16 protein-coding genes are annotated in these 16,874 nt (G+C 40.5%); 11 read left to right on the top strand and 5 right to left on the bottom strand.

Annotation, left to right across the window (positions count from 1 at the left end):
- Positions 1 to 346: 346 nt before the first annotated feature.
- Both PQO01_RS10295 and PQO01_RS10290 read right to left on the bottom strand, forming a co-directional pair.
- Positions 347 to 970, bottom strand: a complete 624-nt coding sequence (locus PQO01_RS10295; RefSeq protein ID WP_274313927.1) for a protocatechuate 3,4-dioxygenase — start codon at positions 968 to 970, stop codon at positions 347 to 349.
- Positions 971 to 1,021: 51 nt separating this feature from the next.
- The gene (locus PQO01_RS10290; protein WP_274313926.1) at positions 1,022 to 1,762 is read right to left on the bottom strand and encodes an AraC family transcriptional regulator; all 741 of its coding nucleotides are present in this window, start codon (positions 1,760 to 1,762) and stop codon (positions 1,022 to 1,024) included.
- A 170-nt stretch (positions 1,763 to 1,932) separates the two neighbouring features.
- Between PQO01_RS10290 and PQO01_RS10285 the strand changes: the two genes are divergently transcribed.
- The 9 genes from PQO01_RS10285 to PQO01_RS10245 all read left to right on the top strand — a co-directional run bounded on the left by PQO01_RS10285 (position 1,933) and on the right by PQO01_RS10245 (position 10,564).
- A complete protein-coding gene (locus tag PQO01_RS10285; protein WP_274313925.1) occupies positions 1,933 to 2,724 on the top strand; it encodes an alpha/beta fold hydrolase in 792 nt (263 codons plus the stop codon).
- Positions 2,725 to 2,741: 17 nt separating this feature from the next.
- Positions 2,742 to 3,581 (top strand): sugar phosphate isomerase/epimerase family protein, encoded by an 840-nt coding sequence (locus tag PQO01_RS10280; RefSeq protein WP_274313924.1) that lies wholly within the window; start codon positions 2,742 to 2,744, stop codon positions 3,579 to 3,581.
- 2 nt (positions 3,582 to 3,583) lie between these two features.
- Positions 3,584 to 5,548, top strand: coding sequence for a bifunctional aldolase/short-chain dehydrogenase (locus tag PQO01_RS10275; RefSeq protein ID WP_274313923.1), 1,965 nt, complete (start codon positions 3,584 to 3,586; stop codon positions 5,546 to 5,548).
- A gap of 74 nt (positions 5,549 to 5,622) precedes the next feature.
- Complete coding sequence (gene lsrF / locus PQO01_RS10270) at positions 5,623 to 6,495, top strand: 3-hydroxy-5-phosphonooxypentane-2,4-dione thiolase (RefSeq protein WP_274313922.1); 873 nt, start codon at positions 5,623 to 5,625, stop codon at positions 6,493 to 6,495.
- Between the two features lie 19 nt (positions 6,496 to 6,514).
- Positions 6,515 to 7,156: a dihydroxyacetone kinase subunit DhaL gene (dhaL, locus tag PQO01_RS10265; protein ID WP_274313921.1), complete on the top strand. Its 642-nt coding sequence runs from the start codon at positions 6,515 to 6,517 to the stop codon at positions 7,154 to 7,156.
- Position 7,157: 1 nt separating this feature from the next.
- On the top strand, positions 7,158 to 8,153 hold the full coding sequence (locus PQO01_RS10260; protein WP_274313920.1) for a dihydroxyacetone kinase subunit DhaK: 996 nt from the start codon (positions 7,158 to 7,160) through the stop codon (positions 8,151 to 8,153).
- Between the two features lies 1 nt (position 8,154).
- A complete protein-coding gene (locus PQO01_RS10255; RefSeq protein ID WP_274313919.1) occupies positions 8,155 to 8,439 on the top strand; it encodes a putative quinol monooxygenase in 285 nt (94 codons plus the stop codon).
- 10 nt (positions 8,440 to 8,449) lie between these two features.
- Complete coding sequence (locus tag PQO01_RS10250) at positions 8,450 to 9,358, top strand: sugar phosphate isomerase/epimerase family protein (RefSeq protein ID WP_274313918.1); 909 nt, start codon at positions 8,450 to 8,452, stop codon at positions 9,356 to 9,358.
- A gap of 444 nt (positions 9,359 to 9,802) precedes the next feature.
- Positions 9,803 to 10,564 carry an SGNH/GDSL hydrolase family protein gene (locus PQO01_RS10245; RefSeq protein WP_274313917.1) on the top strand — a complete coding sequence of 254 codons (762 nt, stop codon included), beginning with the start codon at positions 9,803 to 9,805 and terminating at the stop codon, positions 10,562 to 10,564.
- 3 nt (positions 10,565 to 10,567) lie between these two features.
- On the opposite strand, the gene PQO01_RS10240 is transcribed toward PQO01_RS10245, so the two are convergent.
- From PQO01_RS10240 to PQO01_RS10230, 3 genes are read right to left on the bottom strand one after another with little or no spacing between them, the layout of a single operon-like run.
- The gene (locus tag PQO01_RS10240) at positions 10,568 to 12,562 is read right to left on the bottom strand and encodes a serine/threonine-protein kinase (RefSeq protein ID WP_274313916.1); all 1,995 of its coding nucleotides are present in this window, start codon (positions 12,560 to 12,562) and stop codon (positions 10,568 to 10,570) included.
- 2 nt (positions 12,563 to 12,564) lie between these two features.
- Positions 12,565 to 13,431, bottom strand: coding sequence for a nucleotidyl transferase AbiEii/AbiGii toxin family protein (locus PQO01_RS10235; RefSeq protein ID WP_274313915.1), 867 nt, complete (start codon positions 13,429 to 13,431; stop codon positions 12,565 to 12,567).
- Positions 13,428 to 14,015, bottom strand: coding sequence for a type IV toxin-antitoxin system AbiEi family antitoxin domain-containing protein (locus PQO01_RS10230; RefSeq protein ID WP_274313914.1), 588 nt, complete (start codon positions 14,013 to 14,015; stop codon positions 13,428 to 13,430). The genes PQO01_RS10235 and PQO01_RS10230 overlap by 4 nt, the downstream gene beginning before the upstream one ends.
- Positions 14,016 to 14,268: 253 nt before the next feature.
- Between PQO01_RS10230 and PQO01_RS10225 the strand changes: the two genes are divergently transcribed.
- Both PQO01_RS10225 and PQO01_RS10220 read left to right on the top strand, forming a co-directional pair.
- A complete protein-coding gene (locus PQO01_RS10225; protein ID WP_274313913.1) occupies positions 14,269 to 14,862 on the top strand; it encodes an RNA polymerase sigma factor in 594 nt (197 codons plus the stop codon).
- A 1,035-nt stretch (positions 14,863 to 15,897) separates the two neighbouring features.
- Positions 15,898 to 16,674, top strand: a complete 777-nt coding sequence (locus tag PQO01_RS10220; protein WP_420792903.1) for a type II secretion system protein — start codon at positions 15,898 to 15,900, stop codon at positions 16,672 to 16,674.
- Positions 16,675 to 16,874 lie beyond the last annotated feature (200 nt).

Here is a 16,874-nt window from a genome sequence, read left to right as displayed (position 1 = left end):
CTTGTATCCAGTGGAAATATTTTTGACTTTGATTATGTTTCAAACCGTTCAGCATACCCGATGGTGTAATTGGTAACACAGGAGGTTTTGATCCTCTCATTCTTGGTTCAAGTCCAGGTCGGGTAGCTGTGCAAATTTTTACCCGATGGTGTAATTGGTAACACAGGAGGTTTTGATCCTCTCATTCTTGGTTCAAGTCCAGGTCGGGTAGCAATTTTTCTTTATTACCCGATGGTGTAATTGGTAACACAGGAGGTTTTGATCCTCTCATTCTTGGTTCAAGTCCAGGTCGGGTAGCTTAAGCTCACACTCCCCCCCCCACATACAATTATAATACAGAAGAATCCTATACCTTTTTGAGGTAGATGTTAAATTCGTATATTGTCGGTGAGCTATTAACTTTTTTAGCAATCAGTAAAGCTTGCTCTTCTTTAGTTAATTTTTGTAAGAGGTTATCTTTTTTATTGAGTTCATTTCCAGGGAAATACATTTGCGTCGTTAGCTCATGATAATCTTTTTTTGAGACTTTAAAATGAATATGTGGAGGTCTTAAACGCTTTTTACCTATGGGGTAAGCTCCAGGCATGATCGTTTTAAATTTAAAGCCACCATCTTTTCCACTGGGAACAATTGCCCAACCCTGAAAATTGGGGTCTAGAGGAGCCTTGTTATCATCGTGGGGGTGGCGGTATCGTCCTACCGCATTGGCTTGCCAAAGATCGACGGTGGCATCCTCTATAATTTTACCATCCAAGTCAAAAACCCGACCGTGAATTTCGATGAGCTCTCCTGAAGCCTTATCTTTATTACCTTTAATTTTAGTTAGATCAAAATCTTTGTCTTTGATCTCGTAGCTAGGGTAAAAAGGCCCTTCGATTTGTTTTGGGGTAGGGATTTGTTGAGCCTTCGTAGAGAAAGCTAAAAGGCTTCCCAAGGAAGCAAATTTCATGAAACGTCGACGATTAGGCATAAGTCACTCACTTTTTTGTTAACTATATGCCTCTTAATCGTCAGGGAAAAACTATTTCTTACAGCTAACCTTAAATTGTCTAGGAGTCATATCCATGATTTTTTTAAATTCTTTACTGAAATAGCTTTGATCGCAAAAGCCACACTCCAAGGCAATGTCTGAAAGGTCATAGTTTGAATAAAGTAAGTCACAAGCATGATCAATGCGCAGTTTTTTGATAAATTGACTGGGGCTACAGCCAAAATGCTTTTTGAATTTACGTTCAAAAGTACTCACACTCATAGCATTTTGGTAAGCTAAATCTTTAATGTTTATCGAGTTCTTAAAGTTTTTCTGCAGAAAGCTAATGGTGTTTTTAAATTCATTATAGGGCTCGATGCTTTCTTTTGTCATCTTGATGTCTCGTGAGAGACCTTCGATTCCGACAATTTCTCCTTGCAGATTTCTTAAGGGAGCCTTGGTGGTTTGAACCCACTTAACATTGCCTTTGCCATCTCCTACGAGCTCAATTTTACTTGGTACTGCTTTGCCATTTTTTATAATAATCTCATCATCGTCACGGTGTTTTTGAGCTAGATCATGCCTTTGAATATCAAAGTCAGTCTTACCTAAAATGTCGCCACTATTTTGCATATGAAAGTGCTTGAGTAAGGATTTATCAATGCAGATAAAAGTACCCTGGAGATCCTTGGCAAAATAAAAAGAATCAATTTGTTCAATTAATAAGCTACTTGGAGGTTGGCAGTCGTTTTTCTTATAAAAGTCCTGAAGATAGAAGATGTTCTGATTCATGAGTTATCCCTTGTTTATCTTTGTTACTAATAAACCCTTAGTCAGTAGAGTGCAAATGCAAAAATAAAACATTGCTGATTTTGTTATAAAATTTGGAAATCGTATTATATCACTTTTGCTTGGGTGCTTTTAAACTAAGGCATGTAAATAAAACTAGGAGATATATACAAATGAGTAATGATGTTAAAATTGCTTACGAGATACGCGGCGAAGGTGAACCATTAATCCTAATTATGGGGCTAAGCGCACGTGGTGCTTTTTGGGAGGATCACGTACTCGAGTATGAGAAACATTTTAAATGTATCATTATTGATAACCGCGGTGCTGGTGATTCAGATAAGCCTGAAGGGCCTTATACAAGTCGTATGATGGCGGATGATACCGCGGGTGTAATTAAGGAATTGAATTTAGGGAAATGTCACGTTGCGGGTATCTCTATGGGTGGCATCATTGCCCAAGAGCTCGCCTTGGCTCATCCTGAACTTATTAAGTCCTTAGTAATTATTAGTAGTTGGGCAAAATGCGATCCCTACGCCTTACAAGTTTTTGATCATTTCAAAGATATGAGAAAAATTGCGAAGCCCGCAGATTTCATGAAGCTTCTTCAGCTTTGGATTTTTGCTCCGCCATTCTTTACTATAGCAGAATGTCAGGAAGCACTTGTGGAAGGTCAGGAGACGGCCCACGAAAACTACATGGAGCTCCATGCTTTCCTTGCGCAAGCAGATGCTTGTATGGCACACGACGCAGTTGATCGCGTTGCGGCACTCAGTCAATTCCCAACGCTCATTACCGTTGGTGATCAAGATATTTTCACACCAGTTAAATTTTCTCAGCAGCTTCACCAACTCATAGAAGGCTCTGAGTTAAAGATTTATCCGGGTACGGGTCATGCCCATCACTGGGAAGTTCTAGAGGACTTCAACCGTGACACAACAGAATTTATGCTAAAACATTCATAGAAAATAAGGATATAAAAATGAGTAAGATTAAAATTGCAAGCGAGCACTACGCATGGGTAATGGCTGGATGTATTGAAGAAGGCGAACCCTATACAGATAAAATTGGTCACATGGCAAAAATTTGTGGGCAAGCTGGATTCGAAGGTTTTGAACCCATTGATAAGTTTATGTATAGCTCCTACGACGGAAAAGTACTTCAAGCTGAAATGCAAGAAGCGGGAATTGAACTTTCTTCAGTAGTTCTTCTCGATGATTGGTTAAACCCGCAAGAAACTGCTGCCGAGCGTGAAGCTGCGGATAAGCTCATCGACTTTCTTGCAGAGTTTTTCCCAAATGCTGTGATGATGCTTTGTCAGATGCCAACGACTCGCGAAGATGCAACCCTCATTGAGCGTCAAGATAATTTGATTTCTTGCATTAACGAAATCTCGCGTCGCGCTGTTGCTAAAGGTATTAAGTGTTCTTATCACCCCAATTCCCCCGAGACATCAATTTGGAGAACTCAATCTGACTATGATAGATTGCTTCCAAAACTCGACTCAAGTGTCATCGGTTGGACTCCAGATGTTGGTCACATGGCCTACACTGATATGGATCCAGTTCAAATGATGCGTGACCACCGTGCCCTCATCAATCACGTGCACTACAAAGACATGCACGAAGATAAATCTTGGGCATTGATGGGCGAAGGTATTGTTGACTTCAAAACTCTTACACAAGATCTAGTCGATACTAATTTTGAAGGTTGGATCATTGTTGAAGACGAATGTGAGCGTTCAGTAAATGAGCCTGACCAAGTAACAATTGAATGCGGTGATTACACTAAAAATGTACTCGTTCCCATTATCAAAGGATAAATATGAAAAGTCTTTGGAATGATGCTGAAGCAGCAAAACTAGCTGGCGATGACCTTGCTATGCGAGTTTATTCTTCACGCCTTTTGGGGCAGAGTGAAGATTTGGTGCTTCATGGCGGAGGTAATACCTCGGTCAAATCAACACAAACAGATATCTTCGGTAATGAAGTCGAAGTTCTATACATCAAAGGTAGTGGCTGGGACCTAAAAACAATCGAAAAAGCAGGTTTCTCTCCAGAACGCCAAAAAGAATGTCTTCAGTTGGCGGGAATGAAAGAACTCAGCGATGTGGAAATGGTGAAGCAATTGCGCTTAGCTCTCCTCGATCCTGCGGCTCCCAATGGCTCTATCGAAACTCTCGTTCATGCTTGCATCCCTTTTAAATACGTGGATCATAGTCACGCCGATGCCATTGTCGTCATTTCTAATAGCGAAACTTATGGCCCACAACTCGACAAGCTTTTTCCTGAACTTCTTATATTGCCTTATGTGATGCCTGGTTTTGATTTGGCTAAGCAATTCGATAAAGCCGTGAAAGATGGTTTACTCGAAGGTAAAAAAGGCGTCATCCTTTGTGGTCATGGCTTGTTTACTTTTGCGGACGACGCAAAAGAGAGTTATGAACTTCACATAGAGGCCGTTGATAAAGCCGAAAAACTCATCTCTGAAAAGCGCCAATCAGTAAGAGAAGAATCTCGTTCAAGTGAACTCGATTTACTCGAATTAGCTAAAATCAGAAAAACCGTTTCCGATCTTCGTGGCTCAGCAGTCACAATCCAAGTGAATCAATCACCCGCAGCCGTCGGCTTCTCTAAGCGTGCTGATGTCGATAGTATTGCCACTCGTGGAACACTCACACCAGATCACAGTATTCGCACCAAGCGAACTCCCGTTATCATAGCGGAAGATTCAAGTGCTGATCTAGCCCAATTTAAGGCAGATCACGAAGCTTACTTTGCTCGCAATGCTGGACCAGAGCATACTATTCTAGATCCCGCACCACGTTGGGGCGTTTGGAAAGGTTCAGGTATTTTAAGTTTTGGCGTCAATCGCAAAGAAGCAGGACAAATCAGCGATATTGCGGCTCACACAGCTAATGGTATTCAGGATGCAGAAGCACTTGGTGGTTGGAGTCCCGTTAGCGAGAAAGACCTTTTCGAGATCGAATACTGGGAACTTGAGCAACGCAAGCTCAAAAAGGGTGGTTCTAAACCCATGCTTCAAGGGCAAATTGCCATTGTAACTGGTGCCGCAGCAGGAATTGGCCGTAAATGTGCCGAAGACCTGATGAGTCATGGTGCCTTGGTTGTTGGTATAGATATTTCACCAAATATCGAATCCTTTACAGGACCCAATTCACTTGGACTCGTTTGCGATATTGGCAAAGAAGATCAGCTCAAGGCCGTAGTTGAAAAAACGGTGGCAACTTTTGGCGGTCTGGACCTCATTATTTGCAACGCGGGCATTTTTACCGCGGGTGAATATGTCGAAGATCTAGATGCAAATAAATGGGATATGACCCTACGTATCAACCTCACTGCAAATCAACTCTTAGTTAAATACGCAGCCCCTTACTTGAAACAAGGTATTGAACCCGCGGTTTTATTTGTGGGATCACGCAATGTTGGTGCTCCGGGCCCCGGTGCTGCAGCATATTCAGTTTCGAAAGCAGGCTTAACGCAGTTGGCTCGCGTACTCTCCTTAGAGTTAGCTCCCAGTGGTATTCGCGTCAATGTCATCCACCCAGATGCGGTTTTCGATACCGACCTTTGGACGCCAGAAGCTTTGGCACGTTCGGCCGAACGCTATGGTATGACGATTGAGGAATACAAAACTCGCAACTTACTTAAAACAGAAATCAAATCAGCCAATATTGCTGAAATGTGCACCGCTATGGTGGGGCCACTCTTCAGTAAAACAACGGGTGCGCAAGTTCCAGTTGACGGCGGAAACGATCGAATAATCTAAGTCTTGCCAGAAAGGCAGGCATCAATCTTAAACTAACAAACTAAATAAATTTAATAAAAAACAAGGAAAATAACATGGCAGATACAGACGACATCAGAGACGGAAAGAGTTTTGGACTCGACACACCAGCAAAAACCGACGGTTTTTACCTCAAGGGTTTAAATAACGGCGATTGGGGACTCAAGAACCGTCTCTCACGTATTTTTAACAAGAAATCAGGCCGTACAGTCATGCTCGCTTTTGACCACGGTTTCCTCATGGGCCCAACTTCGGGACTCGAGCGTATTGACCTCAATATTGCGCCACTCGCCGAGCACGCTGATTGCCTTATGGGTACACGCGGCATGATTCGCAGTTCAATTCCTGCTACTTGCACTCAGCCAGTATGTTTGCGTACTGACACGGGTACAACTATTCTTACAGAAATGAATCACAATGTATTGATTGCCGAAGAAGAAGCGATTCGCATGAATGTTTCAGCTATGGCCGCAATGCTTTCTATCGGCGAAGAAGAAACTGAAGCTAAGACAATTGCTAACTTCAGTCGCCTCGTTGATATCGGTAATAAATATGGCATTCCAGTTATGGGTGTTACTGCAGTTGGTAAAAAGATGACTCGCGATGCTCGTTACTTCGGTATGGCTGCACGTGTTTGCGCTGAGAATGGTGCTAGCATTGTAAAAACTTATTACACAGAAGGTTTCGAGAAAGTTGTAGCAGCTTGCCCAGTGCCAGTTGTGATTGCTGGTGGTAAAAAGCTTCCTGAACTCGAAGCACTCGACCTTTGCTACAAAGCTATTCAGTGTGGTGCTGCTGGTGTTGATATGGGACGTAATGTCTTCCAGTCAGAGGCTCCTCTCGCCATGATGCAAGCTGTAAAATCAGTTGTTCACGATGATAGCACACCTGCAGAAGCTTTTGAACTCTACAAATCATTAGCCAACTAATTTTAAACTAGGAGAGAATATGGATAACTTGAAGCTAGAAGATGTTTATGCCATTCTCGGCAATGTCACGGAAGTGATTTGCGATAATGCCATGAAACTCTGTGAGCTAGACTCCGTCGTCGGCGATGGTGATCACGGCACAACGATTCGTCGTGGTGTTAAAGCTGCACAGATAAAAATTGACACTGAAAAACCTCAGCAATTGGATAAGCTCTTTGCGGCCTACGCAATGGGCATGGTTTCAACCATGGGAGGAGCTTCAGGTCCCATTTTCTCTAGTCTATTTTTAGGCATGGGAATGACAGTTCATGGATCAGATGAAATGAACTTAGTTCACCTTATCGAATCTTTTGAGAGTGGCTTAGCTCGCGTTCAAAAAATTGGTAAGTCTGCCGAAGGCGATAAAACTTTAATCGATGCACTCGCACCAGGTATACGTGCCCTTAAGCAGGCAGAGGCAGATGGTAAAAACTTAGCCACTGCGCTTAAAGAAATGAGTTCAGCTGCTGAAGCTGGTCTCGAGCACACCAAAGAACTCGTGGCCAAAAAAGGTCGTTCGCGTTATGCGGGTGAGCGTGGTCTCGGCCATGCCGATGCGGGTGCGACTTCAGTTTGTTTAATCATTGACTGCTTTGCGAAGCAAGCAAATAAGGAGGCTTAAGATGCGTAAACTTATTAATGACCCAGATAACTTGGCAGTGGAACTCATCGATGGATTTTGTTTGACGAATAAAACTAAAGTTAAGCGAATTGCCCCTCACGTCTGTGCACGTATTGATGCACCGATCAAAGGCAAAGTTGGTATTGTCATTGGCGGTGGAGCAGGGCATGAACCGCTCTTTTTAGAATTCATTGGTAAAGGCATGGCGGATGCTTCAGTGCATGGCCAGGTTTTTACGGCACCAACTCCCGATAAAGTTCTCGATGCGATCAAAGCAGCGGACTCAGGTGAGGGTGTTATTATGATTTATAATAACTATGCTGGTGATGTGATGAACTTTGATATGGGTCAAGATTTTGCTCGCCTCGAAGGTCACAAAGTTGAAACTGTACTCATCAATGATGAAATATCAGCCTTCCCAGTGGATCAAGCTGAAGAACGTCGTGGTACAACGGCCGATCACCTCGTGATTCACGTTGCGGGTGCTGCAGCCGAAGCAGGCATGGGCTTTGATGATCTGAAAAAACTGATTGAGCGCGCGGTATTTAATTGTCGTTCACTCGGTGTTTCCACGTCAGAATGCACGCTTCCAGAAACGGGGCTCAAGACTTTTGAACTTCCAGAAGGTCGCATGGAATTCGGCATGGGTATTCATGGTGAAGCCGGTATTGAGCAAGTTGATTTGATGACTGCCGATGCCACTGCAGAGCGTTTGTGCGACGCTATTATTGCCGACCTTCCTTTTGAATCGGGTGATGATATTATTGCCTTGGTCAATGGCTATGGCGCGACGACAAGAATGGAGATGTTCATTGTGATGCGTCACATGCACAAGTACTTAGAATCTAAGGGTATGACCATTCACGATACGGAGCTCGGTGAGTTTTGTACTGCACAGGAAATGGCAGGGGTATCGGTTACGCTCATGCGACTCGATGACGAACTCAAAAAATACTACGATATGCCGGCCGATAGTCCGGGCTACGTAAAGGCTTAAAATGATTACAAAGTGGATAGAATTTCAAGTTCAAGAAGATAGCATCCCGATCTTTTCCAAGGTCATGGCCGGACTTGAGCGCGAATCAAAGATTGAAAAGGGCTGTGTTTTATATGCCGTTTACCAATCTAAAGATGACGCTTCTTTATTTACTGTATTAGAGAGCTGGGCGACGGCCGACGATCTGGAAGCCCACCGCCAAGCAGCACACCTCAAAGCCTTTAAAAGCACTTGTAGTGATATGATTATAAATAAACGAGCCCTCGAGCTCAATTCATTAACATAGGAGATAGATAATGAAAACATCAATAGGAACTTGGGCCTACACAATTGGTCCTTACGCAGATAAACCAGTAGATTTTGATACTGTATGCCAAAAGCTTTCAGACTTGGGCTACGATGCTTTAGAATTGGGTTCTTTCCCACCTCACCCAAACCCCGATGACTTACCTACAAAAGAGTCGCGCCAAGCAGTAGTAGAGAAGATCAAATCTTACGGCCTACAGATCAGTGGTATTGCTGCGAATCTTTGGGGCGAAAACCTTGTCGATGCCGAAGATAACTCAAAGTACGTAGCTGAATTCAAACGCAATTGTGAATTCTCAGTTGATATGGGGATCAAAACAATTCGTGTTGATACAGTTCAACCACCAACAATTTTTGAGACGGTGGATTACGCTACAGCTAAAAAGCGTGTTGTTGATACTTGGAACGAGTGTTGCGATATTGCTGCTGAATATGACCTTGCAGTAACTTGGGAAGCTGAGCCAGGTTTTGCTTTCAATAAGCCTTCAGAGATCGTCGAAATTCTCGATGCCATCCAAAAACCAAACTTTGGTTTCCTTTACGATACTTGCCATGCTCAAATCATGAGTGTTGTTGGTACGCGTCAAAACGGTGAAAAAGAAGTTTTTGAATGTCAAACTGAGTTCCTTAAAATGGTTGGACCACGCATCAATCACGTTCACTTAATTGACTCAGATAATAAGTGTCACCAAGATGCTAATGGTGAAGATGAAACATCTTCACACCCACCTTTTGGACTCGGTATTTTAGATTTCGATAAAATCGTTCCAGCAATCCTCGAATATCACCCAGCTGATGGCTGGTGGACAAATGACCTTTGCTTCTGGGATGATGCCTGGGGTGCAACGGAAACATGCATCAATTTCATGAATAAGCTCAACGAGAAATACTCAGCTTAACTTGTATTGATCTAATGAATTAAGTTCAAAGTCGAATCGTTGACTTTGGGCTTTTTTTGTGTCTCAACCATGTGCCATACCTAAAGGCATGGGATTAGATATTTCATCCTTAGACATGGGGTTCACACCCCATGCTAAGATGTTTCATTGCTTCGCCATGATTGTACCATGCCTAAAGGCATGGGATTAGATATTTCATCCTATACATGGGGTTCACACCCCATGCTAAGATATTTCATGGCTTCGCCATGAATCTAATTACTGATCGTTATTTATGGCAAAGCCATAAAATGTATTAGCCCCACATGTAAATGTGGGTGTGAAAATGAAAGAAAATAAGTTATGGTGAAGCCATAAAATATATGAGGCCCACATGTAAATGTGGCTTAGCAAACAAGAAAAATAAGCTTGGTGTATTTAGATACACCACATAAAAAGGATACAATGAAACAAACGATCTATGTTTTTATTTTACTAATGTCTTTAAATGTAATGGCCAATGATAAAGTCCTTCGCATCATGCCTTTGGGCGATTCCATTACCGCTGGCTACACCGATAATTCTGCATGGAAACATCCTTTTGAATACGGCTATCGAGCGCCTCTCTATAAACTTCTAAGTGAAGCGAAAATCAACTTCAAGTTTGTGGGGGGATCAGCAGAACCCATGAATAAAAAATTTGGCGATCCTACTCATGGTGGAGCAATTTTTCCCAAGTTCGATCTCAAAGCCATGGGCCAAGATGGGCACCGTGGCTATGGAGGCTGGTCAATTCCCAAAATTCAAAAAAACATTGCTCAGTGGATGGTAGAAGATAAGCCGGATATTATTCTGTTACTGATTGGTGTTAATGGCATTAATTCCAAGAGCCCTCAGCAATTGGATTCTTTAGTTAAAACTATCTATCAAACAGATGAAAGTGTACAACTTATTGTCGCTCAAATCACTCCTTACTCAAGTTACAAAAAGCTCCTTTTCGATTACAATACTTTTATCCGTGAGAAGCTTATTTCAAAGTATAAAGAGCAGGGGAGAGCTATCTCAACTGTCGACCTCTATCATCACTTTTTAGTGGATTCTAAAAATCCACAATCAATTGACAAGAAGCGCTTATCCAATGGTATCAACCATCCCACTAACAAACTCTACGAAAAAATGGCAGAGACCTGGTTTGAGGGGATTAAATCTATCAGCAAAATCCAATAAGATTTATTTCTCTATAATCTTGCAGTTTGGCGGGAGTTTTACCCTTACACTATCAGGGAGTTTGCCTTTAGTCACAATTAAGGTATTCAATTTTTTTAATGTCGTTAGAACCTTATAACTAGAGAATGGTGTTTGGTGGATATTGAGGTATTGAACGGGCTTGTTTTTCAAGAAGGGGGAAAAGTCATTTTTTGAACCCTCAGCGTCGAGATATTCATAATAATGACTGAAGTGAGTTAAAGGTAATTTACCGGTGTGTGCTAAATGAAGGTTGATGATATTAAAGTTTTTTATGGGGTATAAGGATTTTATTTTTGTATGACTTAAGTCAAAGTTTTTTACCACGGCAGGACCAAATTTGGCCAGTACATTTAGGATTTCTAAATCGGGATTATTGCTGAGGTCTATGGTGTAGGCATCATCTTTGAATTCCAAGACCGAATTCATTGATGTTAAATTATTGCGCATCATGAGTACACTGCGCAAGAGTCTAAGTTTGTCCTGTGGCTCACTCTTAGCAAATTCCTGATATAATATGTTGCGATAGATGTAAGCCTTGTCATTTTCTGGCTTAACCCCGACAGTTTTTAGTAGAGCTATAGTTTGCTCAGGTTTGGCACTTTTTCGGGCCTTTATTTGAACACAGTTTTTAGCTATTGAATATATTTCAGGATTAATGCCTTTTAATATTTTTACAGCCTCCTCAAAATTTTGCATGGACATGAGTGCTTTGCCTAATAAGTCTCGAACTTTTTTGTTTTCCTTATCATAATCAAAACATACCTGAGCAAGTGTCAGTGCCGTTTCCGCTTGTCCTTCAAGAAAGGCAGTTTTGGCTTTTTGTAGATAGTGGGGGATTAACTCGGATTCAGCATTTTTACGCTTTAAATCAGATTCCTTTAATTGACTTAATAGCTTTAAGGCCTGTTTTTCATTTTGCTGTAGTGAATATATAAAACCGAGACCTAAAGCAGTGATGAGAATGAGAAAAAAAGCAGCTGTATTCATAACGCGTTTGTTGCGTTTATATAAAAGTTTGATTTGCGTAAGTGTACCTGCATCTTCCGCTTTAGGCGCAAAGCCATTGAGGTAGGCTCTGATATCCAGAGACATTTCACGAACAGTTTGATAGCGAGCTTCTTTATTGGGTTCGAGAGCTTTTTTACAGATGGCTTTTAAACTATCCGACTCAGAGTTGTCTTGTTTGCTAAAAAGGCTTTGCTCTTGAGTGTCCGTTGTCTTTGGCTCTTGGCCAGTTAACAAACAATAAAAAATAGCTCCCAGGGCATAGACATCACTCTGGAAGGAGTAGTCGGCGGTTTTTAAAATTTCAGGAGCAATAAAGCCAGGAGTTCCTTTAATGATCCCCTTGAGAGATACCTTTAAATTGAGATCTTGTAAGTCCTGATCATCAAGAATAGTTTCTTCACAGTCTTCCAGTACGATATTAGCCAAGCCCCAATCACATAAGAGAACTTCACCAAACTGACCGACGTAGATGTTTTCGGGCTTGAGGTCTCGATGTAAGATACCTTTTGAATGAGCGTAAATGAGCGCTTCGCAGACTTTGAGAAAGAGGGACAAAAGTTCCTGGAGGGGCTGCTTTGTTTTTGCGTCAATAAGCTCTTGCAGAGTATCGCCTCGTCCCAATTTCATAGTGAAGTAAGGGTGTTGGCATTCATCTTTACCCGTTTCATAAACCGGCATGATATTTGGGTGCTGCAGTAAAGCCGTGATTCGCGCTTCCCGCAAAAATTGTGCTTTTTCTACCTGTGAATTACCCTTGAGTACCGCCATGGCTATGTCACGACTACAAGCTGTATCGTAAACTTGGAAAATTTGTTTTTGTGCGCCTTCACCGATAAGAGTTTTGTTTATGTATCGATCATGATAAGAAGCTGGCTTTTCGGCCTCAATCTTCTCCTGAGCAAGCTTCTCCTGAACAAGCTTATACTGCTTTTGTAGGAAGTCGGTGAATTTTTTGTCATCTAAACTCATGTTTATTCTACAGGCTTTTTAAGGAGTAGTGGGTTTAATACGGCTCCAATTTCTGTACATGCATCTTCTAAGCTTACTTGCAGAGTAATCTTGTTTTTCCTAAGGAAAGCTTTCCACTGGTTTATTTTTATGGATTCATTATAAAAGTAAGATGTCCACACCTTTGCCGGCGGTGTTGGTATTTCAGTTTTTCGGTGAGAAAAGGTGCTTGTAAGTGCTTCAATTAATATTTCTTCTGATAAGTCTTTACTAAATTCAGTGATTAGTATATAGACATCGAAATAATCCTTCATACGACTATTGGCTAGATCCAAGCTAATCATAGCATGAACCTTCTCAGCGATCACCGTCTCTTTGGGGTACATCTTGAGTTTTACTTCTTTGAACCCAGCTAATAGTTTCGGGTAAGATAACTCTAGAGGTGCTGGCGTAATCTTATCTCCCGTACATATATCCAAATACATAGCAATTTTTGAGCTTCCTATCTTCGCAGTAAAGTTAATCCGTAAACCATCATATTCTTGAGCTTCTTTTATCTCCTCGTAAGTAAAACTGCTCCAAACAAAATTAATACCATCCTCAGGGTAATCTATAGCACATATTTCTTTGATCTGATCCAGTATTACATCACGCGCTAAGTCTCCGTAAAACATAAAATCTAAATCTTTAGTGGGTCTATATTTTTGTTCCGCCCATACATAAAATAGAGTGCCACCTTTCAATATAAATTGTTCTTTACAGGATGATAGAGATAAACGATATAGGAAGCGTTCCTGAACATATTGTAACTCAATAAAGTGAAGGGCTTCCTTAGTCTGTTTCATCTGATTCTTAAGTTTGGCACGTACTGAGGCTGCATGATTTTTCATACCAAAGACTCCAGGTAAGGCATTATCACTTTTTTAACTCGACAAACTTCCGCCATCTCCAATAGATCAGCTACGCTAGCACGTTTATTACGTAGAACATCTTTGAGGGATTCCAATGCCACATCAAGACCAAGTTGATTGCGAAATTTAAAGCAATCTGCCACAGTTTTAGCAACACTATAGACTTTGATTCGCCCGTGTTTTTCTATGCCTGCTTGATAGGATGAAGTACTGAGTTGATAACTTTGAATAGTAAAATCTTGACGCTGAGGAGCTCTTTTACCTTTAGGAATTGCAATGTGATATTCAAAAGGTCTCTGTGTTCCGATTTCATGAAAAGTCAATGCGCTTAGCAAGCAAAAAACCGCTTGGGGTATGGCAACTGCTATTGCTTCAAAATGTATGTGTTCAGGCTCTTCCTGTGTACTAAGTCGATAGAGCCCGCGCGCTACTTCTTCGAGTATACCATGAGCTACGAGATCGCGAACTAGGTTGGCGTAAGCACCTATAGTTTCGAGCTCCTTGAGTGTATGTACACCTGGTGATGCTTCGTAAAACTTCACTATGTTTTCTGTAGTCTTCATATAAGCTCTCGTTTATATATTATGTAATACATAATATATAATGTATTACATATCTTATAAAATACTACTGCAATAGACTTTATACTCATTTACAGACTTAAGCATTTAACAATAAGAAGAATTAATAGATCGGCACTAAGCATTAGAACTTTAAATTAGATGAAGAAGTGACAAATAACTATTAAGCTATTACAATTAATCCTAGCACACTTTTTATTAGTAATAAGACCTTATTCAAGAGTAATTTCACCTTATGAATCAAGCAAAAAATACGCGACAAACTCTCTTGTTAAAAATTCGTGATCAATATAATGATGATGCTTGGGAAGAATTTATTGCTTTTTATAGACCCTACGTTTACCGAGTGGTGCAAAATTTACAGCAAATTCAGCCAGTTGATCGGGAAGACATCATTCAAGAGGTCATGCTGATTGCTTGGAAAAAACTGCCTGACTTCGAGTACCAAACTCAAAAAGGTCGCTTTCGTTCTTGGTTGAGTGTGATTACTCAAAGAACGGCCAACACTTTTTATCATAAAAGTAAAAAGGCGAGCGTCTTTGAAAGTGATTTTGAAGCTCAAGAACTTCAGAAGGGCTTGCCTCCAGAAATTGAGCAAATTTGTCAGCAGGAATGGGAAAAACATGTGACTGAGACCGCCTGGGAGAATATTTCCGCTAAGTTTGAGGAGAAGGTTTTACAGTCTTTTCAAAAGTTGGCTTCCGGTGAAAAAGGTGAAGAAGTCGCCAGGGAACTGGGGCTTTCACAAAATTCTGTATATGTCTACAAGAAGCGAGTCATGGCAGCTCTACAAAAAGAAATCGCTTACCTGGACGAGGAACTGAGGTGACTTTTAGTTTCAGAGAATGAAAGGTGCTTTTTTTAAAGAAAGCTCAAGCATCTGTACATATAAGTTCGATTTATTCATAGGTCACTCATATTTTTTTTATTTTTTTTTCAAAAAGATTGTCCCAAAGATTTATTGCAAGTTTTTACAGAGTTTTCCCTTTCAAAATTTAACCTGTCCCCGGTCTATCATCACGCTTCGTAATGAATTACTTCCTTTGTAAAGAAAAGCTGCCTTGGTAGATCATTAAGCATGAGGAAAGGCAGATATACTTCAATGCATTAGAGGAAGCTCAAGTGAATAACAATATCCTGCCATTCATGAACTACATTCAATCTATCCTTGATAGAGATGCTGTTGTTGTCGCGTCTTCCTACACTTATAAGTATAAAATGTTTGAGTTTATCAATTCCTGCCTTGGATGCACTAATGATTGAATATCTAAGAGCTTAAACTTATTTGACCTCATTAAATAAAGGCATTTATCACCTAATGATATGTTTATTGCTTCGATGGCAGTGTAAGCATTGAACCCGGTGATTTCGATGCCGGAGATGATGCCTGGGACAAGTATTTCAAAGAGCTGAATTAAGTGGTTTTGCACTGATCTGACTTTTTTAAATGAAAAAACAAACTTAAGAAAGGTTTCAATGTTTAATGAAACACCGCTCTTACAGGTTTATCCAAGTGTGTCTTGAACCTTGTTGATAGTCAATAAAATGATTGAGCTGCAGTGAATAGCCCATTTATTCCTTGTATATTTTACAGGAAAAATTTGATCATGTAAAATAAGTCCAAGTTGAGTTATTTGGGTGAAAAAGAGCCCAAAATAAATGTCTAAGAGGGTAAAGCAAAATTAAATTTTGCTGTAAGATTTTGTCAGCTGACGATAATACGGGTATTAAGAATTAAGTGCATAGCCTTATTTTAATGAAACTCAAAAAAAAATAAAAAAAAGCACGGCAGGTTTTTTTTGACTGCAAATTAAGTATTGAAGAATCATCAAATCTTTCTCTCAATAAGCTTAAAGGAATATAAATGAAAAGAAAATTCACCTTAATAGAGATACTAGTTGTAATAGCGATTATTAGTATTCTTGCTTCCCTTTTACTACCTAATTTGAAGAAGTCTAGATATAAAGCTCGATTGGCAGTTTGTGCACAGAATATGCGGCAAAATGGTTTAGCTCTATACTCTTACGCAGATGATAACGATCGGTATTGGCCTCGGCGTACTGTGCCACATCTTCATCATCTGGAATATAAATCCCGGGGGAGATCACTGCTGGCCGACTATATATCACTTGATAGTTTATTCTGTCCATTAAATAAGCCAGATTTTGATCCAGAAACCGATACTACCACCACACTTGGGGGAAGCTATGAAATGTATTACGGCCAACAGCTGATCAGTGCTGATGGACATGAAAACTCTGCTCTATTAAAGATGGGAGATCGTATTACTTGGGGCTGGGATGGTATAAATAACTCCTTCAGTGTTTTACTGGCCGATGCTGATCAATATTACTCAGATAGTGGTCTATGGATAAGTACGCACCCTGACAACAGTGGAGTCATGTCCCCTTCAGAGAGTAATGTATCTGGTCTTAAATCACAGCTTTATAGGAGTAACAACTCTCGCGGCTTATTAGATCGTAATTTTCTTTATGAGGATGGTTCAGTCAAGCGAGTCAACAATATTTTACCCCCTGGACCTTCAACAGCTGATCATGACCCAAGAATGGCTCGTGTAAGAGCAAACAATGCTAAGAGTTACAACCTGCAGGCAGCTTACCTACCAGTGGAAGTAGAATAGCTGAAATATAAAATTTTTTATAAATTTTGGGCTTCTGAATAGAATCTCTTAATTTTTTTTATATATAAGTTTCTTGTAATCAGAAAATAGCACCTTTTTTTTGAATGGTTTTTGTGATTTATTTATATTATTTAGCGATTTTATTATATAAATCAAACGCTCGTTTGAATTATACTGAATATGTTTATGTTTGAGAGCTA

This window comes from Lentisphaera marina (assembly GCF_028745505.1).
Lineage (GTDB): Bacteria > Verrucomicrobiota > Lentisphaeria > Lentisphaerales > Lentisphaeraceae > Lentisphaera > Lentisphaera marina.
The sequence above is the reverse complement of the archived record's forward strand: the minus strand, read 5'-3'. Positions and strand labels throughout refer to the sequence as shown.